Annotated in this window: 21 protein-coding genes; 16 read left to right on the top strand and 5 right to left on the bottom strand. The window is 63.8% G+C overall.

Going from position 1 to position 26,992, the window contains the following annotated elements:
- From hisS to ASD63_RS23010, 6 genes are all read left to right on the top strand, one after another.
- A complete protein-coding gene (gene hisS / locus ASD63_RS23035; RefSeq protein WP_034800953.1) occupies positions 1 to 1,512 on the top strand; it encodes a histidine--tRNA ligase in 1,512 nt (503 codons plus the stop codon).
- Between the two features lie 5 nt (positions 1,513 to 1,517).
- Positions 1,518 to 2,660 (top strand): ATP phosphoribosyltransferase regulatory subunit, encoded by a 1,143-nt coding sequence (locus ASD63_RS23030; protein ID WP_034800955.1) that lies wholly within the window; start codon positions 1,518 to 1,520, stop codon positions 2,658 to 2,660.
- Positions 2,657 to 3,352, top strand: coding sequence for an ATP phosphoribosyltransferase (gene hisG, locus ASD63_RS23025; RefSeq protein WP_034800957.1), 696 nt, complete (start codon positions 2,657 to 2,659; stop codon positions 3,350 to 3,352). The genes ASD63_RS23030 and hisG overlap by 4 nt, the downstream gene beginning before the upstream one ends.
- A 146-nt stretch (positions 3,353 to 3,498) precedes the next feature.
- A complete protein-coding gene (locus ASD63_RS23020; RefSeq protein WP_034800959.1) occupies positions 3,499 to 4,206 on the top strand; it encodes a glutathione binding-like protein in 708 nt (235 codons plus the stop codon).
- An 87-nt stretch (positions 4,207 to 4,293) separates the two neighbouring features.
- Positions 4,294 to 5,517, top strand: a complete 1,224-nt coding sequence (locus tag ASD63_RS23015) for an FAD-dependent oxidoreductase (RefSeq protein WP_034801428.1) — start codon at positions 4,294 to 4,296, stop codon at positions 5,515 to 5,517.
- Between the two features lie 216 nt (positions 5,518 to 5,733).
- The gene (locus ASD63_RS23010; RefSeq protein ID WP_034800961.1) at positions 5,734 to 8,532 is read left to right on the top strand and encodes an EAL domain-containing protein; all 2,799 of its coding nucleotides are present in this window, start codon (positions 5,734 to 5,736) and stop codon (positions 8,530 to 8,532) included.
- A gap of 118 nt (positions 8,533 to 8,650) precedes the next feature.
- On the opposite strand, the gene ASD63_RS23005 is transcribed toward ASD63_RS23010, so the two are convergent.
- The 3 genes from ASD63_RS23005 to groES form a co-directional block, all read right to left on the bottom strand.
- A complete protein-coding gene (locus tag ASD63_RS23005; RefSeq protein WP_034800963.1) occupies positions 8,651 to 9,100 on the bottom strand; it encodes a hypothetical protein in 450 nt (149 codons plus the stop codon).
- 630 nt (positions 9,101 to 9,730) lie between these two features.
- Positions 9,731 to 11,371, bottom strand: coding sequence for a chaperonin GroEL (groL, locus tag ASD63_RS23000; protein ID WP_034800965.1), 1,641 nt, complete (start codon positions 11,369 to 11,371; stop codon positions 9,731 to 9,733).
- 62 nt (positions 11,372 to 11,433) lie between these two features.
- Positions 11,434 to 11,730 carry a co-chaperone GroES gene (groES, locus tag ASD63_RS22995; protein ID WP_004675403.1) on the bottom strand — a complete coding sequence of 99 codons (297 nt, stop codon included), beginning with the start codon at positions 11,728 to 11,730 and terminating at the stop codon, positions 11,434 to 11,436.
- Positions 11,731 to 12,163: 433 nt separating this feature from the next.
- On the opposite strand from groES, the gene ASD63_RS22990 reads away from it, so the two are divergent.
- From ASD63_RS22990 to ASD63_RS22970, 5 genes are all read left to right on the top strand, one after another.
- Complete coding sequence (locus tag ASD63_RS22990; protein WP_034800971.1) at positions 12,164 to 13,012, top strand: TIGR01459 family HAD-type hydrolase; 849 nt, start codon at positions 12,164 to 12,166, stop codon at positions 13,010 to 13,012.
- A gap of 13 nt (positions 13,013 to 13,025) precedes the next feature.
- Positions 13,026 to 14,012, top strand: coding sequence for a bifunctional riboflavin kinase/FAD synthetase (locus tag ASD63_RS22985; protein ID WP_034800973.1), 987 nt, complete (start codon positions 13,026 to 13,028; stop codon positions 14,010 to 14,012).
- Positions 14,013 to 14,256: 244 nt separating this feature from the next.
- Positions 14,257 to 17,166 (top strand): isoleucine--tRNA ligase, encoded by a 2,910-nt coding sequence (gene ileS / locus ASD63_RS22980; RefSeq protein ID WP_034801431.1) that lies wholly within the window; start codon positions 14,257 to 14,259, stop codon positions 17,164 to 17,166.
- 127 nt (positions 17,167 to 17,293) lie between these two features.
- Positions 17,294 to 17,914, top strand: coding sequence for a hypothetical protein (locus ASD63_RS22975; RefSeq protein WP_034800975.1), 621 nt, complete (start codon positions 17,294 to 17,296; stop codon positions 17,912 to 17,914).
- 114 nt (positions 17,915 to 18,028) lie between these two features.
- On the top strand, positions 18,029 to 18,508 hold the full coding sequence (locus ASD63_RS22970; protein WP_034800977.1) for a GNAT family N-acetyltransferase: 480 nt from the start codon (positions 18,029 to 18,031) through the stop codon (positions 18,506 to 18,508).
- Between the two features lie 23 nt (positions 18,509 to 18,531).
- Here ASD63_RS22970 and ASD63_RS22965 read toward each other — a convergent pair whose 3' ends face one another.
- Entirely contained in the window at positions 18,532 to 18,981 is a 450-nt protein-coding gene (locus ASD63_RS22965) for a nucleoside deaminase (protein WP_034800979.1), read from the bottom strand.
- A 73-nt stretch (positions 18,982 to 19,054) separates the two neighbouring features.
- Here ASD63_RS22965 and ASD63_RS22960 point away from each other — a divergent pair, with 73 nt between their 5' ends.
- The 3 genes from ASD63_RS22960 to ASD63_RS22950 all read left to right on the top strand — a co-directional run bounded on the left by ASD63_RS22960 (position 19,055) and on the right by ASD63_RS22950 (position 22,662).
- Entirely contained in the window at positions 19,055 to 21,130 is a 2,076-nt protein-coding gene (locus ASD63_RS22960) for a pseudouridine synthase (protein ID WP_034800981.1), read from the top strand.
- Between the two features lie 6 nt (positions 21,131 to 21,136).
- The gene (gene rsmD, locus ASD63_RS22955) at positions 21,137 to 21,697 is read left to right on the top strand and encodes a 16S rRNA (guanine(966)-N(2))-methyltransferase RsmD (protein ID WP_034800983.1); all 561 of its coding nucleotides are present in this window, start codon (positions 21,137 to 21,139) and stop codon (positions 21,695 to 21,697) included.
- Between the two features lie 83 nt (positions 21,698 to 21,780).
- On the top strand, positions 21,781 to 22,662 hold the full coding sequence (locus ASD63_RS22950; protein WP_060529841.1) for a patatin-like phospholipase family protein: 882 nt from the start codon (positions 21,781 to 21,783) through the stop codon (positions 22,660 to 22,662).
- 71 nt (positions 22,663 to 22,733) lie between these two features.
- On the opposite strand, the gene ASD63_RS22945 is transcribed toward ASD63_RS22950, so the two are convergent.
- Positions 22,734 to 24,569 carry a monovalent cation:proton antiporter-2 (CPA2) family protein gene (locus ASD63_RS22945; protein WP_034800989.1) on the bottom strand — a complete coding sequence of 612 codons (1,836 nt, stop codon included), beginning with the start codon at positions 24,567 to 24,569 and terminating at the stop codon, positions 22,734 to 22,736.
- 147 nt (positions 24,570 to 24,716) lie between these two features.
- On the opposite strand from ASD63_RS22945, the gene ASD63_RS22940 reads away from it, so the two are divergent.
- A complete protein-coding gene (locus ASD63_RS22940) occupies positions 24,717 to 26,063 on the top strand; it encodes a TldD/PmbA family protein (RefSeq protein ID WP_034800992.1) in 1,347 nt (448 codons plus the stop codon).
- 84 nt (positions 26,064 to 26,147) lie between these two features.
- A complete protein-coding gene (locus ASD63_RS22935; protein WP_034800994.1) occupies positions 26,148 to 26,963 on the top strand; it encodes a 3'(2'),5'-bisphosphate nucleotidase CysQ in 816 nt (271 codons plus the stop codon).
- The last annotated feature ends 29 nt before the right edge of the window (positions 26,964 to 26,992 follow it).

Below are 26,992 nucleotides of genomic sequence, written 5' to 3'. Positions count from 1 at the left end.
ATGACCGAGAAACAGAAGAAACCGCAGAAGCTCAAGGCGCGTCTTCCGCGCGGCTTCGTCGATCGCTCCGCTGCCGATATCCGCGCGACGGACGAAATGATCGGCAAGATCCGGGCGGTCTACGAGCATTATGGTTTCGACCCGGTCGAAACACCGCTGTTCGAATACACCGATGCGCTCGGTAAGTTCCTGCCCGACAGCGACCGGCCGAACGAAGGCGTCTTCTCGCTGACCGATGACGACGACCAGTGGATGTCGCTGCGCTACGACCTGACGGCGCCGCTCGCCCGTCACGTCGCCGAGAACTTCAACGAGATCCAGCTGCCGTTCCGCACCTATCGCGCCGGCTACGTCTTCCGCAACGAGAAGCCTGGCCCGGGCCGCTTCCGCCAGTTCATGCAGTTCGATGCCGACACCGTCGGTGCCGCCGGCGTCCAGGCGGACGCCGAAATGTGCATGATGATGGCCGACACCATGGAAGCCCTTGGCATAGCGCGCGGCGACTACGTGATCCGCGTCAACAACCGCAAGGTGCTCGACGGCGTCATGGAGGCGATCGGTCTTGGCGGCGACGACAAGGTCAATGCCCGCCTGACGGTGCTGCGCGCCATCGACAAGCTCGACAAGTTCGGCCCCGAAGGCGTCAGGCTCCTGCTCGGCGAAGGCCGCAAGGACGAAAGCGGCGACTTCACCAAGGGTGCGGGCCTCAATGGCGAGCAGATCGACAAGGTCCTGTTCTTCGTCGGCATCCAGAATTATGCCGAAAGTGCCGACGAACTGGCAGTGCTCGTTTCAGGCACCGCCAAGGGCGGCGAAGGTGTCGAGGAACTCAACACCATCCGCAGCCTGGTCCTGAGCGCCGGCTACGAGGCTGACCGCATCAAGATCGACCCCTCGGTCGTGCGTGGTCTCGAATATTATACCGGCCCCGTCTTCGAGGCCGAGCTGCAGTTTGCCGTCACCAACGAGAAGGGCGAAAAGGTCGTCTTCGGTTCGGTCGGCGGTGGTGGTCGCTACGACGGTCTCGTGTCGCGTTTCATGGGGCAGCCGGTCCCGGCGACCGGTTTCTCGATCGGCGTTTCCCGCCTTATGACGGCGCTGAAGAACCTCGGCAAGCTCGGTGCATCTGACGTGCTCGCGCCTGTTGTCGTCTGCGTCATGGACCGCGACATCGAGGCGATGGGCCATTACCAGCGTTTCGTGCAGCAGCTCCGCCATGCCGGCATCCGCGCCGAAATGTACCAGGGCAACAAGAAGAACTTTGGCGATCAGCTGAAATATGCCGACCGCCGTGGCTCGCCGCTCGCCATCATCCAGGGTGGCGACGAGCGCGCCGCCGGTGTCGTGCAGATCAAGGATCTGATCGAGGGCAAGCGCCTGTCGGGTGAGATCGAGGACAACGCGGCCTGGCGCGAGGCGCGCGTGGCCCAGGTTTCCGTGCCGACGGCCGAACTGGTCGAAAAGGTGCGCGAGATGCTGGCGGCACAGGCCGAGGATCGGGCAAGGGGCTGACGACTATGGCCCTCATCAATCTGCCTGCCTTTGCCGATGCGCTGCTTGCCGACTTCGAAAGCCTCGGCGCGCTGCGTGTCGACACTCCGGTGATCCAGCCGGCCGAGCCTTTCCTCGCCATGGCCGGTGAGGATCTGCGCCGCCGCATCTTCATGACCGAGAGCGAGACCGGCGAGAGCCTGTGCCTGCGGCCGGAATTCACCATTCCCGTCTGTCTCCGCCATATCGAGGCGGTGACCGGAACGCCGAAGCGCTATGCCTATCTCGGCGAGGTCTTCCGCCAGCGCCGCGAAGGCGGCAACGAATTCTACCAGGCCGGCATCGAGGATCTTGGCGACACCGATACGGCGGCAGCCGATGCGCGCGCCGTCTCTGACGCGATGCGCATCGTCGCCAACCGGGTGCCGGGCCGGTCTCTCAGCGTGACGCTTGGCGACCAGGCCGTGTTTGAAGCCGTCGTCGGTGCCTGTGGCCTGCCGGCTGGCTGGCAGAAGCGGCTGATCCACGCCTTCGGCGACCAGAAGCACCTGCAGAAGCTTCTGACCGAGCTCGCCCATCCGCGCACGGTCGGCGTCTTCGGTCCTGAAGTCGTGCGGCTGTCGATGGACGGCCTGCTCGAAGACGAGGACCGTCTCGTCGCGCATGTCGCCGCAACGATGGAAGCGACCGGCTATTCGACCAACGCTAGCCGTTCGCCGCAGGATATTGCGCGCCGGCTGAAGGAGAAGATGGAACTGGCGAACACGCGGCTTGACCGCAGAACGCTGGATCAGGTCGCCGCGTTCCTGGCGCTCGACGTGCCGCTTGCCGATGCGCCGGCCGCACTCTTCGCTTTCGCGCAGAAATCCGGCCTCAAAATCGATGATGCGCTCGCCCGTTTCGATGCCCGCGTTGCCGCCCTTAGCAAGGCCGGTTCCGACATCGGCGCCATTCGTTATCGAGCGGCCTTTGGTCGTCCTCTCGACTATTATACCGGCCTGGTTTTCGAGGTTGAGCTTGCCGGAACGCATGCCGTCCTTGCCGGCGGCGGCCGCTTCGATCGGCTGCTGACTCTGCTCGGCGCCCGCGAGCATATCCCGGCCGTCGGCTTCTCGCTCTGGCTCGACCGCATCGAAAAGGCGATTGCCTCTGAAGGAGGCGCCCAATGACCATCACTATCGCCTTGCCGTCCAAGGGGCGGATGAAGGATGACGCTTCGGCGATCTTCGAACGCGCCGGCCTGAAGATCGTTGCCGTCGGCAACGACCGCTCCTATCGCGGCCGCGTCGAAGGTGCTGATGATGTGGAGATTGCGTTCCTTTCGGCGTCGGAAATCTCGCGAGAGCTCGGCAACGGCTCAATCGATTTCGGCGTAACCGGCGAAGACCTGGTGCGCGAGGGGCTTGCCAACGCCGATGCGCGCGTCGAGTTCTGCGCCCGTCTCGGCTTCGGTCATGCCGACGTCGTCGTCGCGGTGCCTGAGGTCTGGTACGACGTCGACACCATGGCCGACCTTGGCGACGTTGCCGCCGATTTCCGTGCCCGCCATGGTCGCCGTCTGGCGATCGCCACCAAGTACTGGCGGCTGACGCAGAACCATTTCTCGGGCAGCCACGGCATCCAGCTTTACCGCATCGTCGAAAGCCTCGGGGCGACCGAAGGCGCGCCGGCCTCTGGTTCCGCCGACATTATCGTCGACATCACCTCGACCGGTTCGACGTTGAAGGCAAACCACCTGAAGATACTCACCGATGGCGTGATCCTGCGTTCCGAAGCTTGCCTGGTTCGGGCGCGCAAGGCGGCTCACGAGGGCGATCCTGTGGTGGCACGGATTATCGCGGCCGTGCGTAGCGTCCTTTGACGCTGCGAACGGGGCATGCGCGGTCTTGACGATCCCGCCGGTTACAAAAATAAAGTAGGGCCCTCAAAAGGCGCGCCCTCCGCTCCTATGTAAGTCTGCGTGCGGCGTTTCTGCCGCCTCCCGCTGTTCCGTTCCAGGAGACCTTCATGGCCGATCTGTCCGCCTTTCCGATCACCAAGCGCTGGCCGGCGAAAAACCCTGATATCATCCAGCTCTATTCGCTGCCGACGCCGAACGGCGTGAAGGTTTCGATCGCGCTCGAAGAGCTGGGCCTGCCCTACGAACCGCACCGCATCGCCTTCGATACCAATGACCAGAAGTCGCCGGAGTTCGTCTCGCTCAACCCCAACGGCCGCATCCCGGCGATCATCGATCCCAACGGCCCGGATGGAAAGCCAATCGGGCTGTTCGAGTCCGGCGCGATCCTTATCTATCTCGCTAAAAAGACCGGCAAGCTGCTGCCTGCCGACGCGGCCGGCCGCTACGAAACGATCGCCTGGGTTATGTTCCAGATGGGCGGCGTCGGTCCGATGTTCGGCCAGTTCGGTCACTTCTTCAAGTTCGCCGCCGACAAGGTCGCCAACAATTCCTACCCCGTCGAGCGCTACCGTGACGAAGCCAAGCGGCTGCTCGGCGTGCTCGAAACCCGCCTTGACGGGCGGCAATGGCTGATGGGCGACGATTACACGATCGCTGACATCGCCACCTATCCCTGGGTCGAAGGTGCGCGCAGATTCTATGGCGGTGCCGAGGTCCTGGATTACAAGAGCTTCCCCAAGGTGATGGCCTGGGTCGAGCGCGGCCTGTCGCGCCCGGCGGCTCAAAAGGGCATGGACGTGCCGCGCAAGGAATAGCAAACGGCGTGGCCTGTGCCAGAGTTGACGAAGCTCGGGCGGAAGGCTAGGCCTTGTTGTACAGATGAATAAAGGCAGGTGGGAAGCGTGTCCGGAAGGCTTGTTGTTGTCGGTGGCGGTCAGGCCGCCTTTGCTCTAGTTGCGAAGCTCCGTGCGCTCAAGGACGAGCGGCCGATCACCATCGTCGCCTCCGAAGCAAGCCTGCCCTATCAGCGCCCGCCGCTCTCCAAAAAGTATCTCCTGCGCGAGATGAGCCTCGACCGCCTGCTCTACCGGCCGGAAGCCTGGTACGGCGAGCACGCTGTCGACGTGCGCCTCGAAACGACCGTGATCGGGCTTGACCGGGCCGGCAAACACGTGACGCTCAGCGATGGCACATCGCTCGACTATGAAGTGCTGGCCTTTGCGACCGGCGCCACGCCGCGCCGGCTGCCGGCCTCGGTCGGCGGCGATCTCGAGGGTGTCTTCGTCGTTCGCGACTTCAGGGATGCCGACAGCCTTGCCGAGGAGATGAAGCCCGGCCGTCGCGCGCTCGTCATCGGCGGTGGTTACATCGGTCTTGAAGCGGCAGCCGTCGCGCGCACCTGCGGCCTGGACGTCACGGTCATCGAAATGGCCGACCGCATCCTGCAGCGTGTTGCCTCCTCGGCGACGTCGGGGCTCGTGCGCGACATTCATCGTGGTCGCGGCGTCGATATTCGCGAGGGTACCGGTCTCAACCGCCTCGTCGGCGACAATGGCCGTGTCACCGCGGCGGAACTCTCCGATGGTTCCACCTTGCCGGTCGATGTCGTCATCGTCGGCATCGGCGTGACCGCCAATGATCGCCTGGCCCACGACGCCGGGCTCGAAACCGCAAACGGCATCGTCGTCGACGCGCATGGCCGCACCTCCGATCCGGCGGTCTTCGCGATGGGTGATTGCGCCGTTCTTCCCTTCGAGGATCTGCGCATCCGGCTGGAGTCGGTGCAGAATGCCGTCGATCAGGCCGAAGCGGTCGCGGCTATCCTTGCCGGCAGTGATGCCCCTTACGATCCCAAGCCCTGGTTCTGGTCGGACCAGTACGACGTCAAGCTGCAGATCGCCGGCTTCGGGCTCGGCCACGACGAAACCATCGTCAGGCCCGGCCAGCGCGAAGGCAGCGTGTCGGTCTGGTATTTCCGGCAGGGGCGCCTGGTGGCCGTCGATGCGATCAACGACGCCAAGGCCTATGTGACCGGCAAGAAGCTGCTGGAGAGCGGCATCAATCCTGACCGAGCCGTCATCGCCGATCCCCAATCCGACCTCAAGGCGCTGCTGTCGCAAGCATAGGCGGCGAACCACGCCAGGCGGCGCTTTTTGGCAGGCTGCAACTTGAAGGCGGCGTGGTTTCAAAATTCGTTAACGACGAAACTATTGTCTTGCTGGGCAATTGCCCGGCAGAGCCTCGATTTATCACTTCCTTAAATCACCTGACGCCAACACAGGCAGCTTAAGTGGAGGCGAGAGGTCTCGTTTCCCGACAGAATTTGATTTAGGCGATTGGCGATGTTCAAGGTTCTTACATGCCTGGTGGTAGAGCATAATCCCAGACTGGTCGTTTTGGCCGCACTTGTGTGCTTTCTCGCGAGTTACGGAGCAGTAACGCTGCTGCAGCGCGCCCGCGGCTCCTCGGGCAAGGCGAAAGCGATCTGGGCGACGGCCGCCGGCATCGCCAGCGGCTTCGGCATCTGGGCGACCCACTTCATCGCCATGCTCGCCTATGATCCCGGCGTCGTCCTCGGCTACCAGATGGATCTCACCGGCCTGTCGCTGGCCGTTGCCATCATCCTCACCACGACGGCCCTATTGATCGCGACCCATGTTCAGGACCGCCTCGGCTGGATTGCTGGCGGCTTCGTTCTCGGCGGCGGCGTCGCCTGCATGCATTTTCTTGGCATGGCGGCGCTCGACGTGCCGGGCAGCATCCGCTGGAATGCGGCACTGGTCGTCGCCTCCGTGGTCGTCGGCTCGCTGTTTGACATCGCCGCTCTGCGCACGATCGCCAGTGTCGGCAAGCCGCTGAAGGCGAAGATCCTTGCCACCCTGCTGATGACGCTCGGGATCGTCGCGTTGCATTTCACCGCCATGGGTGCGGTCACGATCGAGGCCGATCTGCTGACGCCGACCCATGCGGGCATGATCCAGCCGCATCTGCTTGCCTTCGTCATCGCCGGCACCGCCTTCTTCCTGCTGTCGATGGTGCTGATCGCCGCCGGCTTCGCCCATCATGCCGAGCTTTCCGCCGCTGCTGCCGAACGGGAATTCGCCCGCTTCGTGCGCAGCGTGAAGGACTACGCGATCTATATGCTCGACACCGACGGCCGCGTCGCCAGCTGGAACGCCGGCGCCGAGGCCAACAAGGGCTATAAGGGCGAGGAAATCGTCGGCAAGAATTTCGCCTGCTTCTACTCGCAGGAGGATCAGCGCGACGGCGTACCGCAGCGGGCGCTCGAGGTCGCACTGGCCGATGGTAAGTACGAGAACGAAGGCTGGCGCTATCGCAAGGACGGATCCCGGTTCTGGGCTCACGTGGTGCTCGACCCCTTCATGGACGACGACGGCAAGCACGCCGGCTTCATCAAGATCGTCAAGGACATCACCAAGGCGAAGCTTGACGCCGACCGTATCGCCGAAGTCAGCAACAATCTCGATGTCGCGCTCGAAAACATGTCGCAGGGCATCTGCCTGTTCGACAGCAGCGACCGGCTGTTGCTCTCCAACCGTCGCTGCCGAGAGATCTTCGGCTTCTCCGAGACACTCGCCGGCAAGGGGCTGACCTTCCGCGAAATCCTCGATATCGTCTTTGCCCGCATCTACACAGATCCGGAGATGGCCCGGACCAAGGCCGAGGAGCTCTACCAGAAGCACCGGATCGAAATGGTCGGCAATGGCGGCGGCGATATCGTCGAAAAGCTCGTCAACGGCCGCTCGATCCTGACCAAGCATCGCACGCTGCCCGATGGCGGCTGGGTGAGCACCTATGAGGACATCACCGAGCGGCTCGACACCGAGGAGCAGATTACCTTCCTTGCCCGCCACGACAGCCTCACGGGGCTGCCGAACCGGCTGCAGTTCAGCAGCTATCTCGAAGAGGAGCTGGACGCGGCCGCCTGGTTCAACCGCAAGGTCGCCGTCATCGGCATCGACCTCAACAAGTTCAAGGAAGTCAACGATCTGCACGGCCACGCCGCCGGAGACTTCGTGCTGGTGACGATCGCCCAGCGCATGAAGGGCCTTCTGCAGGAAGGCGAGTTCGTGGCACGCTTCGGCGGCGACGAGTTCGCGGCGGTCAAGCGCTTCGAGGAACTCTCCGAGCTTAACGACTTCCTGCGCCGGATCGAAAAGAGCCTGCATGAGGAAATGCGCTTTGGCGATTTCGAGCTCAAGTCCGGCGGCAGCATGGGTGTCGCGATCTATCCGCAGGATGCCGAGACGGCCGACACGCTGATCAACAATGCCGACCTTGCGATGTACCGGGCGAAGGCCGCCCTCAACCAGACCGTCTGCTTCTACGAGGTGTCGATGGATGAAGCTGCCCGCCAGCGGCGCGCGCTTGCCAACGATCTCTGGGACGCGGTCGAGAAGAAGCAGCTTGCCTTGCACTACCAGGTGCAGAAGTCTGTGATGAGCGGCGCCGTCATCGGCTACGAGGTGCTCCTGCGCTGGAGCCATCCGGAACGCGGCATGGTGCCTCCGAGCGAGTTCATCCCGCTTGCCGAGGAATGCGGCGCGATCCTGCCGATCGGCGAATGGGTGCTGCGCGAGGCCTGCCGCGAGGCGGCGGGCTGGGAGAGCAGTCACAAGATTGCCGTCAACCTTTCGCCGGTCCAGCTTGCCAACGGCGACATCGTCAGTCTGGTTCAGGACGTGCTTGCCGACACGGGTCTCGACCCGAACCGGCTGGAGCTCGAAATCACGGAATCGACGATCATCGACGACAAGGAGCGGGCGCTGCTGACGCTGCGCCAGATCAAGGAACTGGGCGTCACCATCGCGATCGACGACTTCGGGACCGGCTATTCGTCGCTCGAGACGCTGCGGTCCTTCCCCTTCGACAAGATCAAGCTCGACCGGAGCTTCATGTGGGAAGTGGAAGGCAGCCCGCAGGCCAAGGCGATCGTGCGCGCCATTCTTGCGCTCGGCCAGAGCCTGTCCGTGCCTGTCCTTGCCGAAGGCGTCGAAACGCAGAAGCAGCTCGATATCCTGCAAGCCGAGGGCTGCGACGAGGCGCAGGGCTATCTGCTTGGTCGCCCGGCGCCGATCACGGTGCTCTTCACGGGCAAGGACGACGCGGCGGCAGCCTGAGCCGTACGTCCGCGTCTCTGCCGCACACCTTCACCGCAATCGCCCATGGGGCGGTTGCGGCGGCCATATGTGATCGAGGGTTCTCTACACTCGGGCCCGTGCGCGGGCAGGGGCGGGCTTACTGGCGCAGCAGTGCGCGACCCGCGACTTCCACGAGAAAGCGTGGAAAGAAAAAGATGCCGGTGATCATGCCGGAATAGCGCTGTTCGAGGCCGGAGGATTCTCCGATGCAGAATAGCGGCTGCTTCTGGCCGGACTCCTCGAGCGCGATCGTCGTCGAAAAGCAGAAAGACGAGCAGCTCGTTGCCGCCTGTTCGAACAGTTCGAGCACGTGATTGCGATCGGCCGGATCGTAGCAGCGAACGAAGTTCAGAAGGCCGCACTCGCCGTCACGCAGGCCATGGATCGCGGCCGCCTTCTCGCCGAGCCGGAACAGGCCCGTCGACAGGTCGCCGGACCACCCCTCCGAGACGCAAAACTGCTCCATGAATTCATGATGCGGTAGGCCCGGATGCAGATGTCCCGAAGAGCCGAGGGGAGCGGAATTTGCTCTGGTGATCTTAAACACGGTCTACCCCAGCAGAGTTCCCGGAGCTGCCTTCGGCGCCCCAGGGAAACGCGTCCCAATGTGCAAACTGCGCCCGACATGACCAATACGAGAGCGCACGCCACGTGATGTGGGTGTTTTCTCAAGTAGAAAGGTCTATAGATAGTAGTGGATCTCGCCGGCGAACTTATTTCGAAGGAGAGTGTCGGCTTAATTTGCGATTAAATACTTTTATTCTTTAGGTATAGTCTCGAAGAATTTCCGGATGGGCAGCGAATACGAAAAAGCCCCGGCGATTGCCTGTCTGCCTTAAGTGTGCCGCCCAGTCTCCCCTCAATCTTCGCTCACTTGGGGCGCTGTTATAGTTCGTTTTTTTTCGACTTCAACGGTTTTTTGAAGCCTGACTACAACCGATGGGTTTTTTCCTGCCGACTGTTCGGCAGATGCTCTCCGGCGATGAGTGGCATTGATAAAAAACAAGAAAGGCGACCCGAAGGCCGCCTTTCCGATCCGGATGGATCCTTGCAATAAGGCTKTCGCCATTATCACATCATGTCCATGCCGCCCGTTCAGYGCGCTTGACGCGCTGAACCACTTTAAGTGCATGGGCGAAGCTTTATGGACGATGCTGCGATAAGGCTGTCGCCATTATCACATCATGTCCATGCCGCCCATGCCGCCCATGCCGCCAGGCATGCCAGCCGGGGCGTCCTTCTTCGGCAGTTCGGCGATCATGGCTTCCGTCGTGACGAGGAGGCCGGCAACCGAAGCAGCGTCCTGAAGGGCGGTGCGAACGACCTTGACCGGGTCGATGATGCCCATCGAGATCATGTCGCCGTATTCGCCGGTCTGGGCGTTGTAGCCGAAGTTGTCCTGGTCCTTGTCGAGGATCTTGCCGACAACGATGGAGGCTTCGTCACCAGCGTTCTCAGCGATCTGGCGGGCCGGAGCCTGCAGAGCGCGACGAACGATGTTGATGCCGGCTTCCTGGTCGTCGTTTGCACCCTTGACGGTGATCTTGACGGAAGAACGCAGCAGGGCAACGCCGCCGCCCGGTACGATGCCTTCCTGAACAGCAGCGCGCGTCGCGTTGAGAGCGTCGTCGATGCGGTCCTTCTTTTCCTTCACTTCGACTTCCGTCGAGCCGCCAACGCGGATCACGGCAACGCCGCCAGCGAGCTTGGCAAGACGTTCCTGCAGCTTCTCGCGGTCGTAGTCGGAGGTGGTGTCTTCGATCTGGGCCTTGATCTGGGCAACGCGGCCTTCGATGTCGGCCTTCTGGCCGGCGCCGTCGACGATCGTCGTGTTTTCCTTGGAGATCGAAACCTTCTTCGCACGGCCGAGCATGTCGAGCGTGACGTTTTCGAGCTTGATGCCGAGGTCTTCGGAGATCACGGTGCCGCCCGTCAGGATGGCGATGTCTTCGAGCATGGCCTTGCGGCGATCGCCGAAGCCCGGAGCCTTGACGGCAGCGATCTTCAGGCCGCCACGCAGCTTGTTGACGACGAGCGTTGCAAGAGCTTCGCCTTCGACGTCTTCAGCGATGATGAGGAGCGGCTTGCCGGTCTGAACGACAGCTTCGAGAACCGGGAGCATGGCCTGGAGGTTCGAGAGCTTCTTCTCGTGAAGGAGAACGAAGACGTCGTCGAGGTCAGCGACCATCTTTTCCGGGTTGGTGACGAAGTAGGGCGACAGGTAGCCGCGGTCGAACTGCATGCCTTCGACGACTTCGAGTTCCGTTTCGGCGGTCTTGGCTTCTTCAACCGTGATGACGCCTTCGTTGCCGACCTTCTGCATCGCTTCAGCGATGTCGAGGCCGATCTGACGCTCGCCGTTGGCCGAGATCGTGCCGACCTGTGCAACTTCTTCCGAAGTGTTGATCTTCTTGGCCTTGGCCTGGAGATCCTTGACGACTTCGGTGACAGCGAGGTCGATACCACGCTTCAGGTCCATCGGGTTCATGCCGGCAGCAACAGCCTTTGCGCCTTCGCGAACGATCGCCTGGGCAAGAACGGTTGCAGTCGTGGTGCCGTCGCCGGCGATGTCGTTGGTCTTCGAAGCAACTTCGCGGACCATCTGGGCGCCCATGTTTTCGAACTTGTCTTCGAGTTCGATTTCCTTGGCGACCGATACGCCGTCCTTGGTGATGCGCGGAGCGCCGAAGGACTTGTCGATGATGACGTTACGACCCTTCGGGCCGAGCGTGACCTTTACCGCGTCAGCGAGGATGTCGACGCCACGCAGCATCTTTTCGCGCGCGGTGCGGCCGAACTTGATTTCTTTTGCAGCCATTAGAGAAAACTCCCGGGCTCATTGCCCATTGGTTGTCATAAAAAGGGGTGGACGCCGGCTGATCAGCCGATGATGCCCATGATGTCGGCTTCCTTCATGATCAGAAGGTCTTCGCCGTTGATCTTGACTTCGGTGCCCGACCACTTGCCGAACAGAACGCGGTCGCCAGCCTTGACGTCGAGGGCAACGACCTTGCCGCTTTCGTCACGGGCGCCCGAACCGACGGCGACGATTTCGCCTTCCTGCGGCTTTTCCTTGGCGGTGTCCGGAATGATGATGCCGCCCTTGGTCTTCTCTTCAGACTCAACGCGGCGAACGACGACGCGGTCGTGCAGCGGGCGGAAGTTGGTGCTTGCCATTAGTCTAATCCCTCGATCAAATGACATTACGGATCGCTGATCGACCCGATGGATGGGTGTTAGCACTCTCATTTATCGAGTGCTAGCGATGCCGAGATAAGCTTGGGTATGGGGTGAGTCAAGGATCGGCGCCTAGATTTTTTGCTGACGGCAGTTGCCCTGGACGGGCGCAGCAGGCGCGGGCACAGGCAGCCTAGCCCCATTCTTGGCGAAATGTGGGCGATCGCGTCGATGAGTGGCATGGGCGGGATTTTGACGGTTGATAACCACGACAATGTGCTTCTACGCGGCGGGCCGCATCTGCAGTGCATTTTTCCTGGTTCTCGACACCGCCGGAATCCTTGGGAGGGTGCGCCTTTTTCGGGAGACGAGACTTGTAATCTCCTGTCTTCCTTGCCATGCAAGCCGGAAACCGTGTTTGCAGGAAGCCAGGATGGCCGCAAGGATCAACAGTTTTCGCGAAATCGCCAAGCGCTACGATGTCGTTTTATGTGACGTCTGGGGCGTGCTTCACAACGGCGTGCAGGCTTTCGCGTCCGCCTGTGAAGCATTGGCCGAGGCGCGCGCCGCCGGACTGACCGTCGTGCTCATCACCAATTCACCGCGCCCGAGCCCGATGGTGAAGGTGCAGATCCGCAGTCTCGGCGTGCCCGACGAAGCCTATGATCGGATCGTCACTTCGGGCGACGTGACCCGGGCGCTGATCGCTGCCGCCGACAAGAAGATCTTCTTCATCGGCGCCGAGCGCGACCTGCCCCTGCTCGAGGGGCTGGGGACGCAGATCGTTTCCTCGGAAGATGCCGAGACGGTCGTCTGCGCCGGCTTCTATGACGACGAGACCGAAACGCCCGAGCATTACCGCGCGACCCTGACGGGCCTTGCCAAGCGCAAGATCCCGTTCATCTGCGCCAACCCGGACCTCGTCGTCGAGCGTGGTCACCGGCTGATCCCCTGCGCCGGTGCGATTGCCAAGCTTTACGAAGAGCTGGGTGGCGAGGCGCGCATCGCCGGCAAACCCTATATCGCGATCTATCGCGCCGCCCTGGGCGAGGCGAAGGCCGCGCGCGGGGCGATTGACCTGACCCGTGTCATCGCCGTCGGCGACGGCATGCCGACGGACGTCAAGGGCGCGCAGGACGCGGGCCTGGATCTGCTCTATATCAGCGCCGGTATCCACGCCCAGGAATACATGAACGAAAGCCGGACCGACGAGGCGAAGCTTGCCGCCTTCCTCAAGAAGGAGGGCGCCTCGCCGAAATACTGGATGCCACGGCTCGCCTGACGGGAAGACGGAGATGACGGTTTTTCATCGCAACGAGACCCGTGATCCGCTTCCGGAGCACTTGCGCGGCGGTGTCGTCGCCATCGGCAATTTCGATGGCGTTCACCGCGGCCACCAGTCGGTCCTTAACCGGGCGCTGGAGGAGGCCAAGTCGCGCGGCGTGCCCGCGCTGGTCCTGACTTTCGAGCCGCATCCGCGAACCGTTTTTCGCCCGGACACTCCAGTCTTCCGGCTGACGCCGGCGCCGCTGAAGGCGCGCATCCTCGAAGGCATGGGCTTCGGCGCCGTCATCGAATATCCCTTCGACCGTACCTTCTCTCAGCTTTCCGCCTCGGATTTCATCCACCGCATCCTGCTTGAATGGCTGCATGCCTCGCATGTGGTGACCGGTTTCGACTTTCATTTCGGCAAGGGCCGCGAAGGCGGGCCCGCCTTTCTGATGGCGGCAGGCGGCGACAACGGGTTTGGTGTGACGCTGGTCGATGCCTTCCGTGATGAAAATGCATCCGTCATCTCGTCGAGCTATGTCCGCGCGCTGCTCGGCGAAGGCGATGTCGCCCAGGCCGCGGGCATGCTCGGCTACCGTTATCTCGTCGAAGCCGAGGTGATCGGCGGCAAGAAGCTCGGTCGCGAACTCGGTTTTCCCACCGCCAACATGCGGCTTGCACCCGAGGTGGAACTCCGACCCGGCATCTACGCCGTGCGCTTCCGTCGTCCCGACGGCTCGCTTTACGACGGGGTCGCCAGTTTCGGGCGCCGGCCGACGGTCGACAGCGACGGCGAACCGCTGCTCGAGACCTTCGTCTTCGACTTCTCCGGCGATCTCTATGGCGAAGTCTGCGCCGTGACTTTCTTCGGTCACCTGCGCGACGAATTGAAATTCGATGGCCTCGATCCGCTGGTGGCGCAGATCCGGCAGGACGAGGCCGAGGCCCGCGCGCTGCTTTCCGGCGTCACGCCACTCGGTGACATCGACCGCAAGCTCAACTTCGCCCGATAAAAGATTTCGGTCTTCGCGCGGCGGCGGACCTTTTCAAAAGGCCGAAAACGCCTTAAACAACCGGCCACCATGACCCGGCACCGTCGATTGATCATCGATCAGCGAATTATTGGCCCGGCCTTCCGCGTGCTGTGATCAGCCGGAAGGTCCGGGATTTCGGCGTTTCCGACGCCCCAGTCATCTCTCGATACCGAGCCCATTTCGTATGCGCGGCCGTTCGCGCGAAGAAGCGATTGCAAAAACCATGACCGACACCGCTGAAAAGATCGACTACTCCTCGACCCTCTATCTGCCGCAGACGGAATTTCCGATGCGCGCGGGCCTGCCGCAGAAGGAGCCGGAAACGGTGGCCCGCTGGCAGAAGATGGGCCTCTACAAGAAGCTGCGCGCATCGGCTGCCGGCCGCGACAAGTTCGTGCTGCACGACGGCCCGCCCTATGCCAACGGCAACATCCACATCGGCCACGCGCTGAACAAGATCCTCAAGGACGTCATCAACCGCTCGTTCCAGATGCGCGGTTTCGACGCCAACTACGTACCCGGCTGGGACTGCCACGGTCTGCCGATCGAGTGGAAGATCGAGGAGAAGTACCGCGAGAAGGGCCAGAACAAGGACGAGGTTCCGGTCAACGAGTTCCGTCGGGAATGCCGCGATTTCGCCGCCGGCTGGATCCAGGTCCAGGCCGAGGAGTTCAAGCGTCTCGGCATCGAGGGCGACTTCGACAATCCCTACACGACGATGAACTTCCACGCCGAAGCGCGCATCGCCGGCGAACTGATGAAGATCGCCAAGCTCGGCCAACTCTATCGCGGCTCGAAGCCTGTCATGTGGTCGGTCGTCGAGCGCACGGCGCTTGCCGAAGCCGAAGTCGAATACGCCGATGTCGAAAGCGACATGATCTGGGTGAAGTTCCCGGTCACCGAAGGTCCCGACAGCCTTGCCGGCACCTTCGTTGTGATCTGGACGACCACGCCCTGGACCATCCCCGGCAACCGCGCCATCGCCTACTCGTCGCGTTATGCCTATGGCCTCTACGAAGTGGCGACCGCCGAGAACGATTTCGGCCCCCAGCCGGGCGAGAAGCTGATCTTTGCCAAGCGCCTGGCCGATGAGTCTGCCGCCAAGGCGAAGCTCACCTTCAACTTCGTTCGCGACCTCGAGGCCGATGAACTGTCGTCCGTGACCTGCGCCCATCCGCTGCACGGTCTGGGCGGCGGCTACGCCTTCAAGGTGCCGTTGCTCGACGGCGACCACGTGACAGACGATGCCGGCACCGGCTTCGTGCACACGGCCCCGAGCCACGGCCGCGAGGACTTTGATGCCTGGATGGACAATGCCCGCGCGCTCGAAGCCCGCGGCATCTCCTCGGCGATCCCGTTCACGGTCGATGATGCCGGCTACTTCACCGCTGACGCCCATGGTTTCGGCCCGGACGCCGAAGGTGGCGCGGGCCGCGTCATCGACGACAAGGGCAAGAAGGGTGACGCCAACGATCGCGTCATCAAGGCGCTGATCGCCCGTCACGCGCTCTTCGCTCGCGGTCGCCTCAAGCATTCCTATCCGCATTCCTGGCGCTCGAAGAAGCCGGTGATCTTCCGCAACACGCCGCAATGGTTCGTCTACATGGACAAGGCCTTTGGTGATGGCACGACCCTGCGTTCGCGCGCGCTGTCCGCCATCGACGACACCCGCTTCGTTCCGGGCGCCGGCCAGAACCGCCTGCGTGCGATGATCGAAGGCCGTCCGGACTGGGTGCTCTCGCGCCAGCGCGCCTGGGGCGTGCCGATCGCGATCTTTGCCGACGATCAGGGCGAGATCCTGATCGACGAGGCCGTCAACGCTCGCATCCTCGACGCTTTCGAACAGGAAGGTGCCGATGCCTGGTTCACCGAAGGCGCCAAGGATCGCTTCCTCGGCAACGACCACGATCATGCCAAGTGGCATCAGGTCATGGACATCCTCGACGTGTGGTTCGACAGCGGTTCGACCCATACCTTCACGCTCGAAGACCGTCCGGACCTGAAGTGGCCGGCCGACGTCTATCTCGAAGGTTCGGACCAGCATCGCGGCTGGTTCCATTCCTCGCTGCTCGAAGCCTGCGCCACGCGCGGCCGCGCACCCTACAACGCCGTTGTCACCCATGGTTTCACCATGGATGAGAAGGGCGAGAAGATGTCGAAGTCCAAGGGCAACACCGTCACCCCGCAAGAGGTGATGAAGGATGCCGGCGCCGACATCCTGCGCCTGTGGGTGATGACGACGGATTATTGGGAAGATCAGCGCCTCGGCAAGACGATCATCCAGACAAACATCGACGCCTATCGCAAGCTGCGCAACACGATCCGCTGGATGCTCGGCACGCTCGCCCACGACAAGGGCGAGGAAATTGCCTATGCCGAGATGCCGGAACTCGAAAAGCTGATGCTGCATCGCCTGGCCGAACTCGACCAGGTCGTGCGCGAAGGCTACGACGCCTTCGACTTCAAGAAGATCGCCCGTTCGCTGATCGATTTCTCGAACGTCGAACTCTCGGCCTTCTATTTCGACGTTCGCAAGGATGCGCTCTACTGCGACGCGCCGTCGAGCCTGCGCCGCCGTGCGGCACTCGCCGTCATCCGCAAGCTCTTCGATTGCCTCGTGCTGTGGCTGGCGCCGATGCTGCCGTTTACGACCGAAGAGGCCTGGCTGTCGCGCAAGCCCGATGCGGTCTCGGTGCATCTCGAACAGTTCCCGGCGATCCCGGCGGAATGGAAGAACGATGCGCTCGAAGCCAAGTGGGAGAAGATCCGTGCGGTCCGCACCGTCGTCACCGGCGCGCTCGAGATCGAACGCAAGGACAAGCGCATCGGCTCGTCGCTGGAAGCCGCACCGGTCGTCCACGTGGCCGATCCGGAGCTGTTGAAGGCGCTGGAAGGCCAGGATTTCGCCGAGATCTGCATCACCTCGGGGATCACTGTCGAGACCACCGAAGGTCCGGCCGACGCGTTCCGGCTGGCTGACGTGGCCAAGGTCAGCGTCGTGCCGAAGCTTGCCGAGGGCCAGAAATGTGCTCGCTCCTGGCGGATCACGACCGATGTCGGTTCTGACGCACTCTACCCGGACGTGTCCGCCCGGGATGCCGCTGCCTTGCGCGAGCTTGGTTTCAAGGCTTAACGCATTGTTACCGGATGAATTGCACTCCTTGCGTTCATCCGGTAAAACCTGCCCGAAATTTGGCGGATTTCTCCGCCATGGGCGCTTGAGTGGCCGCGCTGACTGGTGGCCGGCTGGAAGGAATCTCATGGAAATGACGCGAGAGTTGCGAGTGTTTGCCAGCGTGGCCGCCATTTTGACGAGCGGCCTGGTGCTTACGGGCTGCATCGGCGGGCCGACCTACGGCACGGACAAGACGGCCGGCGAGCAGCTCATGGACGACCTCGGCAGCGTCGCCAGCTTCGGTCCGCCGAAGCGGGATCCGGTCAAGTACCAGCCGCGTCCTGGTCTCGTGCTGCCGCCGTCCACCCAGCAGGCGTCACTCGTCGAGCCGCAGAAGTCGCTCGCCAGCCGTGAGGGGAACCCGGAATGGGTCGAGTCTCCGGAAGAGGTGCGCAACCGCCTGCGTGAAGAGGCCGACGCCAACAAGAACAACCCGAACTACGTCTCCCCCCTTGCCAAGGCCAGCGCCAACGGCCGCCGCCTTTCGGCAAAGGAGCAGCAGGAGGCCTACCGCGAGGCCCGCAAGGTCGAGCAGGGCGCCTATTCCGACAAGCGCCGCTTCTTGAGCGATCCGCCGCTCGACTACCGCCGCCTGCCCGAGGGCACGGAGACCGACCTCGGCGAGCCGGAGAAGGACAAGGAGCGCCGCCGCAAGAAGGAAGCGCAGGTCAAGAATTCCGGCACCAAGTGGTATTGGCCCTTCTAAGACCAGTTCGCCGTTTCATTTGAAACGGCGAATGCCTCACCCTTTTGCATCCATGCAGCTCCGGACGAAAGCACTTCGCGCGTTTTCTGGAATTGCCTAAGCAGCGCCAGAGCCATGACCATCAGCATTCGCGACGCCCGCCCGGAAGATGCAGAGACGATCCTGCGCTTCATCACGGAACTTGCCATCTACGAAAAAGAGCCCGACGCCGTCGAGGCGACGGTCGGGATGCTCCAGGATTCGCTTTTCGGCCCGGGCGCCATCACCCGCGCCGTGATCTGCGAGAAGGACGGCAAGCCGGCCGGCTTTGCCATGTGGTTCTACAACTATTCCACCTGGCAGGCGCGCAAGGGGCTTTATCTCGAGGATCTATACGTCACGCCGGATTGCCGCGGTTCGGGCGCCGGCAAGATGCTCCTGAAGCACCTGGCAAGGATTGCCGTCGAGGAAGGCTGCGGCCGCTTCGAGTGGAGCGTTCTCGACTGGAACGAGCCGGCGATCCGGGTCTACGAGGCCGTGGGTGCCGAGCCGATGTCGGAATGGACGCGCTACCGTCTCTCGGGCGCAGCACTGACGAGCTTCGCAGCCGACTGAAGCAAGAATACGGACGTGCCTTCTCAGCGCTTGCTGGCGAAGAAATCCCTCAGGATCTCGGCAGATTCCCGCTCGGCGAGGCCGGAATAGACGTCGGGGGCGTGATGGCAGGTGGGCGAGCCGAAGAACCGTACGCCGCTGTCGACCGCACCGCCTTTCGGATCGTCCGCGCCGTAGTAAAGGCGGCGGATGCGCGCAAAGGAGATCGCCGCGGCGCACATCGTGCACGGCTCGAGCGTCACGTAGAGGTCGGCGCCAGCAAGCCGTTCGTCGTTGAGGACTGCGGAGGCTTCGCGGATCGCGACAATTTCGGCATGGGCCGTCACGTCGTTGAGCTCGCGGGTCCGATTGCCGGCGCTGGCGATGATCCGGCCGTCGAAAACCACCACGGCGCCGATCGGCACTTCGCCGCGTTCGGCAGCCTTGCGGGCCTCTTCAAGGGCCGCATCCATGAAGCGTGTCGTCTCAGCCATCGCTCAAACAATAATTTCTCTTAACCCACGGGCCGCGACCTGATAGGACAGCCGCAAAAGGCAGGCAACACAAATGACATCCAAAGACAAGCCCACGCGGCCTGGCGGCAAGTCCGCTGGCCGGGACAAGAAACCGCATTTCGCCGACAAGAAGGGCGCTGCGCCGAAAAAGGCTGCAGGAGCCAAGGCTTCCGGCCCGAAGTCTTTCGGTGCCAAGGGCCCCGGCAGGAGCTTCGACGCAAAGACGTCTGATCCCAAGGCCGGCGCTTCGCGTCCGGCCCGGGAGCGCCCGGCAGCGGCTGCAGCGGCCGCCGACGAGCCGCAGCGCATCTCGAAGATCCTGGCGCGCGCCGGCGTTGCCTCGCGTCGCGACGTCGAGCGCATGATCATGGAAGGCCGCATCAGGCTCAACGGTGTCATCCTCGACACGCCCGTGGTCAACGCGACGCTCGCCGATGCGATCGAGGTCGATGGCCAGCCGATCCGCGGTATCGAGCGCACGCGCCTCTGGCTCTATCACAAGCCGGCCGGTCTGGTGACCACCAATGCCGACCCGGAGGGCCGTCCGACCGTATTCGAGAACCTGCCGGACGAGCTGCCGCGGGTTCTGTCGATCGGCCGCCTCGACATCAACACCGAGGGCCTGCTGCTCCTCACCAATGATGGCGGCCTTGCCCGCGTGCTCGAACTGCCGTCGACCGGCTGGCTGCGCCGTTACCGCGTGCGCGCCCATGGCGAGATCGATCAGGAAGCGCTCGACAAGCTGAAGGACGGCATCGCCGTCGATGGCGTGCTGTACGGCGCCATCGAAGCGACGCTCGACCGCGTCCAGGGCTCGAACGTCTGGATCACGATGGGGCTTCGCGAAGGCAAGAACCGCGAAATCAAGAACGTGCTCGGCGCGCTCGGCCTCGACGTCAACCGCCTGATCCGCATCTCCTACGGCCCGTTCCAGCTCGGCGAACTGCCGGAAGGACACGTCCAGGAAATTCGCGGACGCACGCTGCGCGACCAATTGGGACCGCGCCTGATCGAGGACGCCAAGGCGAACTTCGACGCGCCGCTTTACAATGATCAGGCGGCGACCGTTGCCGGTGAGGCTGAAGACGACGCCGCCGACACGCGCAGGCCGGAGCGCAACAACCGCTGGGAAAAGCCGGAGGACAAGCGCGAGCGTGCCCTTTCTCGTCTGGACACCCGTCGTGACGACCGCCGCGACGGTGGTGGTCGTGGCAAGGATGGTGCCCGCGGCAAGGGTGGCCCGCGCGAAGACCGCGACGCCAAGTTCGAGGATCGGCCGAAGCGCGCGCCGGCTCAGCGCGCCCGCACGGCCAATGTCTGGATGGCGCCGGGCGCCCGCCCGCTCGCCGAAAAGAAGCCGAAGTCCGTTGATGGCGATGCCACCGAGAAGTCCGCCCGTCGCGAGCGTCCGGAAAGCGCGCCTAAGTCCAAGCGCTACGGCCGCAACAAGGATGGTCTGGCGACGAAGACGACCGGCAAGTTCGACCCGGACCGCAAGGGTGGCCCGCACAGAGACTTCGACCGCGCCGATCGTCCGGCCTCTGCCGCGCCGGTCAAGCGTCGCGACGACGAGGGCGAATGGATCAGTGCCAGCGAACCTGCCCGTCGCGGCAAGGACGAGGGCCGCGATGGCGGTTTCGGCCGGCGCAAGTCGGGCGACGCGGGTGACCGCAGGTCGCGCGATCACGGTGACCGTCCTGCGCGCCGTGACGGCGGCGACCGTCCCCGTTCTGAAGGCGGACCGCGCAGCTATTCCGACAAGCCGAGGGCGCCACGCGCCGACGGTGATCGTCCGCAGCGTCGCGAAGGCGGTGAGCGTTCGTTCAGTGACCGTCCGGCTCGCAGCGACGGCGGTGATCGCCGGTTCGACAAGCCGCGGGCTCCACGCGCTGACGGTGACCGTCCGCCGCGTCGCGAAGGTGGCGACCGTCCGTTTGGCGACAAGCCTCGCGGCAAGTCGTTCGGCGGCAAGCCCTCGGGCGGAAAATCCTTCGGTGAACGCTCCGGCGGTCCGCGCGGCGGTAAGCCTGGTGGCGGCAAGCCCGGCGGTGGACGCCCCGGCGGTCCTGGTCGCTCCGGCGGCGGGCGCCCGGCTGGCGGCGGCAAGCCGCGCGGCAGAGGAAACTAAGCGGTCGTGCGGATCGTCGGCGGAGAGTTTCGGGGTCGCAGCCTGGCGACCCCAAAGTCCAACGATATCCGGCCGACCACGGACCGGACGCGCGAAAGCCTGTTCAACATTCTGAGCCATTCCTATCCGGACGCGCTCGACGGCACGCGTGTGCTCGACCTTTTCGCGGGCACCGGCGCCGTCGGCTTCGAGGCGCTGTCGCGCGGATGCCGGCATGCGCTCTTTGTCGAGCAGGGCGTCGAGGGCAGGGGCCTGATCCAGACCAACGTCGAGACGCTCGGCCTGCAGGGCCGGGCCAAGGTCTTCCGGCGCGACGCCACGAGCCTTGGCGGCGTCGGTACGATGGAGCCGTTTCATCTCGTCTTCGCCGATCCGCCCTACGCCAAGGGGCTGGGCGAAAAGGCATTGGAGTCGGCTGCCATCGGCAACTGGCTGGTGCCCGGCGCCCTGGTGATCCTCGAAGAGCGGGCAGATGTCCAGCCGGCGCCGGTCGCAGTCTTCGAAAACCTTGACGTCAGGGTGTTCGGCGACACGCGCATGCATTTCTATCGGTTTCGCGGAGCCTGATGCCGTAATTTCGGTTGAGTTGCCGGGATAGGCTCAGCCGGACGACGCCATTTTCTCAACCCGCCCAGCGCGGAGGCATGCCGATGAAGCAGGATCTTTCGATGACGCATGGATCGGCTGGGGCCCCGGCGCGGCCCACCGTCGCGCTGGCGCTTGGCGGTGGCGGCGCCCGCGGTCTTGCGCATATCCATGTCATCGAGGCACTGGATGAACTCGGCATTCGGCCGGTCGCGATCGCGGGCTCGTCGATCGGCGCGATCATGGGCGCCGGCATGGCGGCGGGTTTGCGCGGCGAAGAGATCCGGGCCCATACGCTTTCCACCGTCGGCCACCGGCGCGAAGTGGTCAACCGCCTGTGGCAATTGCGGCCGTCGAGCCTTTCCGAAGCGATGGCGAGCGGCTTCCGTTTCGGCCAGTTCAATGTCGAGCGGGTGCTCAAGGCCTTCCTGCCCGAGGCCATCCCGCAGAAATTCTCCGACCTCGAAATCCCGCTGAAGGTAGTCGCCACCGACTATTACGGTCAGACGGAGAAGATCTGCGAGAAGGGCGACCTCCGCAAGGCCCTGGCTGCGTCTGCGGCGCTGCCGGCGATCTTCACGCCGGTCCGGATCGACGGGCGGGTCATGATCGACGGCGGCATCTACAATCCCATTCCCTTCGATCACCTGCGCGGCCTTGCCGATATCGTCATTGCGGTCGATGTCGTCGGCGGGCCGGATGGCGACGGCAAGGCGATCCCGAGCCGGATCGACAGCCTGTTCGGCGCGAGCCAGCTGATGATGCAGTCGATCATCGCCATGAAGCTGAAGGAGGGGGCGCCGGACATCCTGTTGCGTCCCGATGTCGGCCGCTACCGCGTGATGGATTTCCTGCGCGCCCAGGACGTGCTGAACGCAACGGCTGCGATCAAGGACGAACTGAAGCGCGCCCTCGAAGAGCGGATGACAGCGCCAAGGCTCACCTGAACCTTGGTGTTTGAAGCTTGGGGCCTGAACAACCTTGGCAATGACGGCGCGTGCCGTCGCAGCGTGAGCGGTTAGGCGCTTTCGCGCTCGTCCGCGGGAAGGCCCGGGAGGATCCGTTCGCCAGTCTCTTGCGAATGGTCGACCTCGCGCTTCGGCTTGACCAGCGGCTCCGGACGCACAGGCCGCGAGTGCAGCATGTCGCGGCCGGCGGTGATGCCCTCGGCCTCCTGTAGCACGAGGCGCGCCTCGTCGCGCTTGCGGATGTCGTCCATGATCGCGATCGCCTCGTCGTCGCCGACCCCCAGTGCCTCCAGTGTCTTGCGGCCGAAGAGCAGGCCGGACTCGAAGGTCTCGCGCAGTTCGTAGTCGACACCCTTGGCGCGCAGTTCCAGCGTGTGCAGACGATCGTAGGAGCGGGCGTAGATGCGGGCATTCGGATATTCGGATTGCACGAGATCGATGATGTGGTCGGTCGTTTCCTTCTTCTGGGTGCAGACGGCGACGATCTTGGCCCGTTCGATGCCCGCGGCGCGCAGCACGTCGAGACGGTTGCCGTCGCCGAAGTAAATCCGGAAGCCGAAGGTCGCGGCCTGGCGCACGCGCGCGGCGGAATGATCGATGATCGTCACATCGCGACCGCCGGCAAGCAGGATCTGGGCGGCGATCTGGCCGAAGCGGGAGAAGCCGATCATCAGCACATCGGCATTGGCGCCGTCGAAGTCTTCTTCGATCTCTTCGTCCATCTCGTCCTGCTCGCGCATCAATTTCGGCGCGAGCATTGAGGCAAGGGGCGTCAGCGCCATCGACAGGGTCACGATCGCGACCAGCAGCGAGGCGTTGCCGTCCGAGAAGACGCCGGCGCTTGCCGCCGCCGTGAACAGCACGAAGCCGAACTCGCCGCCCTGCGGCAAGAGCAGGCTGATGCGCACGGCGTCATTGTGATGTGATCCGGTGAAGCGGCAGAGCCAATAGAGAACCAGGCTCTTCAGTGCCATCAGCAGCGGCACGGCGATGATGATCAGCTGGTAGCGCTCGACGATGACGCCGAGCTCTAGCGACAGGCCGACCGCCATGAAGAACAGCGCCTGCAGGATACCGCGAAACGGCTCGATATCCGCCTCGAGTTCATGGCGGTAGGAGGACTCGGCCAGCAACACGCCTGCAAGGAAGGCACCCATGGCCATCGACAATCCGGCGAGCTGCATCATGGTCGCCGCCCCCATGACCACAAGCAGTGCGGCGGCGATCATGACATCGCGTGCGCCGGTGCGAGCGATGAGCTGGAACAGCGGGTTCACAAGGTAGCGCCCGGCAGCGAAGAGCACGACGATCGCAGTGGTGGCGATGGCGAAATCCTCGAGCGGCGGCGTGGTGTCCTCGGGCGCCTGTGCCGCCAGCAGCGGGATCAGCGCCAGAAGCGGCACGATCGCGAGATCCTGCAGCAGCAGGATCGAGAAGGCGCGTTGCCCGTAGCGCGTGTTGCGGTCGTTGCCCTCGTCGAGGATCTGCATGGCGAATGCCGTCGACGAGAGGGACAGTCCGAAGCCGGCGATGATGCTGCCGCCATGATCGAGGAGGCCGAGGGCATAGATGGCGTAGGAAAGCAGGATGCCTGTCAGCAGCACCTGCGCCGTGCCGAGGCCGAAGATGTCGCGCCGCATCTGCCAGAGGCGCGAAGGCTTGAGTTCGAGCCCGATGATGAAGAGCAGGAAGACGACGCCGAGTTCCGAGACGTGCAGGATCTGCTCGCCTTCGGTGATGCTTTGGGCGACAGGTCCGATCAGCACGCCGGCCGAAAGGTAGCCGAGGATCGTGCCGAGCCCGAGCCGCTTGAAGATGGGAGCGGCGATCACTGCGCCACCGAGCAGCATCAGGGCCTGGGAATAGATGATCGGTGTCGTTGCCATGCCTCAGGCTTTCACTGTTGCTGAACCCGGCCCCCAAGCGGAGCATTCGAGAGCGCTTCATTTGCGGTGTTTGAGCGGGAATCGGGTCGATGCCCTTGATGCCTGCTTCGCCGCACAATAAATGGGGCAGGAATGAAAGGCCACACCATGTCAGACACGATCGATTCTGCCGACCTCGAAAAACGCGCATCCGAACTCGTGGACCTCGCCCGCAAGGCCGGCGCCGATGCGGCGGACGCGGTGGTGGTGCGCGGGCGCTCCCGCTCCGTCTCCGTCCGCCTCGGCAAGGTCGAAGCGACGGAAGCCTCCGAAAGTGACGACTTTTCGCTCCGTGTTTTTGTCGGACGGCGTGTCGCCAGCGTTTCGGCCAATCCGGGTTTTGACCTGAAGCTGCTCGCGGAGCGCGCGGTTGCCATGGCCAAGGCTTCGCCGGAGGATCCCTTCGCCGCGCTGGCGGACGCCGACCGGCTGGCGAAGTCCTATCCGGACCTCGACCTTTTCGACGCCACGGCGGTTTCCACTGAAACCCTGACCGAGGCAGCGCTTGCCGCCGAAGAGGCGGCACTCGCGGTCTCGGGCGTTACCAATTCCAGCGGCGCTGGGGCATCGGCCGGCATGGGCGGGCTGGTACTTGTCACCTCGCATGGCTTTTCCGGCTCCTACATGGCCACCCGCTTTGGCCGCTCCGTCAGCGCGATTGCCGGCGAGGGCACCAAGATGGAGCGCGACTACGATTATGATAGCCGCCTCTTCTTTGCCGACCTGCGCGACGCCGACGAAATCGGCCGCCTGGCCGGCGAGCGCGCGGTCGCCCGCATCAATCCGCGCCAGGTGCCGACCGCCAAGAATGTCACCGTCGTCTTCGATCCACGCATAGCCCGCGGCTTCGTCGGCCATCTGGCCGGCGCAATCAATGGCGCGGCTGTCGCCCGCAAGACGAGTTTCCTGCGCGACATGATGGGCAAGCAGATCCTGAAGTCGGGTCTTTCCGTGACCGACGACCCGCTGATCGTGCGTGGCTCCTCTTCGCGTCCCTTTGACGGCGAAGGGGTCAGCGGCGAGAAACTGGCGATGGTCGAAGATGGTGTGCTGAACCACTGGTTCCTGTCCACATCGGCAGCGCTCGAACTCGGGCTTCAGACCAACGGCCGCGGCGTGCGCGGCGGTCCGACGGTCAATCCGTCCTCGACCAATCTGGCGCTCGAGCCGGGATCGATCTCGCGGGACGATCTCATCCGCGGGGTTGGCACCGGCTTCTACGTCACCGAACTGATCGGCCAGGGCGTCAATATGGTGACCGGCGAATACAGCCGCGGCGCCTCCGGCTTCTGGATCGAGAACGGCGAGCTGACCTTTGCCGTCTCTGAAGTCACGATCGCGTCCAATCTCAAAGACATGTTCATGGCGCTGACGCCGGCAGACGACATCGACCGCAAGTTCGGCGTCGCGGCGCCGACGCTCGCCATCGAGGGCATGACGCTCGCCGGCCTCTGACAAGGCCGCTGGAAAAGCAGGCGCGGGAAGCCCGCGCCGATCCCGCCTTCCGGACAAGGGAGAGGCGGGCTGACGGGGTTTTGAATGTCTGACACAGCACCACCGGGCGCGGACTGGAAGCCGGATCTCGACGTGATCCGTGCCGCGGCGGTTGTCGCCGGCGAAACCGCGCTCGGCTATTTCCGCAAGGCGCCCGACGTCCGCTGGAAGAACGAAGGCCGCTCGCCGGTAAGCGAGGCGGATCTTGCCGCAAACGATGTGCTGAAGACGCGCTTGCTTGCGGCCCGGCCCGATTACGGCTGGCTGTCGGAGGAGACGGACGACGATCTGAGCCGGCTGTCGCGCGAAACGGTCTTCGTCGTCGATCCGATCGACGGCACGCGGGCTTTCATCGCCGGCAAGGAACTCTGGTGCGTCAGCGTCGCCGTCGTGCATCGCGGCCAGCCCGTTGCCGGCGTGCTCTATGCCCCGGCGCTCGATGAACTCTTCGAGGCGGTCGCAGGCGGCAGTGCGCTGAAAAACGGTGCCCAAATCTCGGTGCGCGAGGCAAAACCCGGGGAAACACTGCATCTGGCGGCTGCCGAGGACACGATCGGCAAGCTTCCGGCGCCCTATCGCAGCGCCGTTACCCGTATCCCGCATGTGCCGTCGCTTGCCTATCGGCTGGCCATGGTTGCCGACGGGCGGATCGACGGCACGCTGGTGAAGAAGAACTCCCACGACTGGGACCTGGCTGCAGCAGATCTCATTCTAGCGAGCGCCGGCGGCGCGCTGGCCGATCTCGATGCGCAGCCGCTCTCATACAATCGATCCACTGTCGTTCACGGGGTTCTCTGCGCGGCGGCAAAGCCGCTCTTGCCGGGCCTGATCGCCGCATCGCGGTCCATGGAGCCCCATTGACCTTTGAGGCTGAATGCCTCAAATCAACG

The sequence above is a fragment of the Ensifer sp. Root558 genome, from assembly GCF_001427045.1.
Classification (GTDB): domain Bacteria; phylum Pseudomonadota; class Alphaproteobacteria; order Rhizobiales; family Rhizobiaceae; genus Ensifer; species Ensifer adhaerens.
This window is presented reverse-complemented; position numbering and strand designations above follow the sequence as displayed.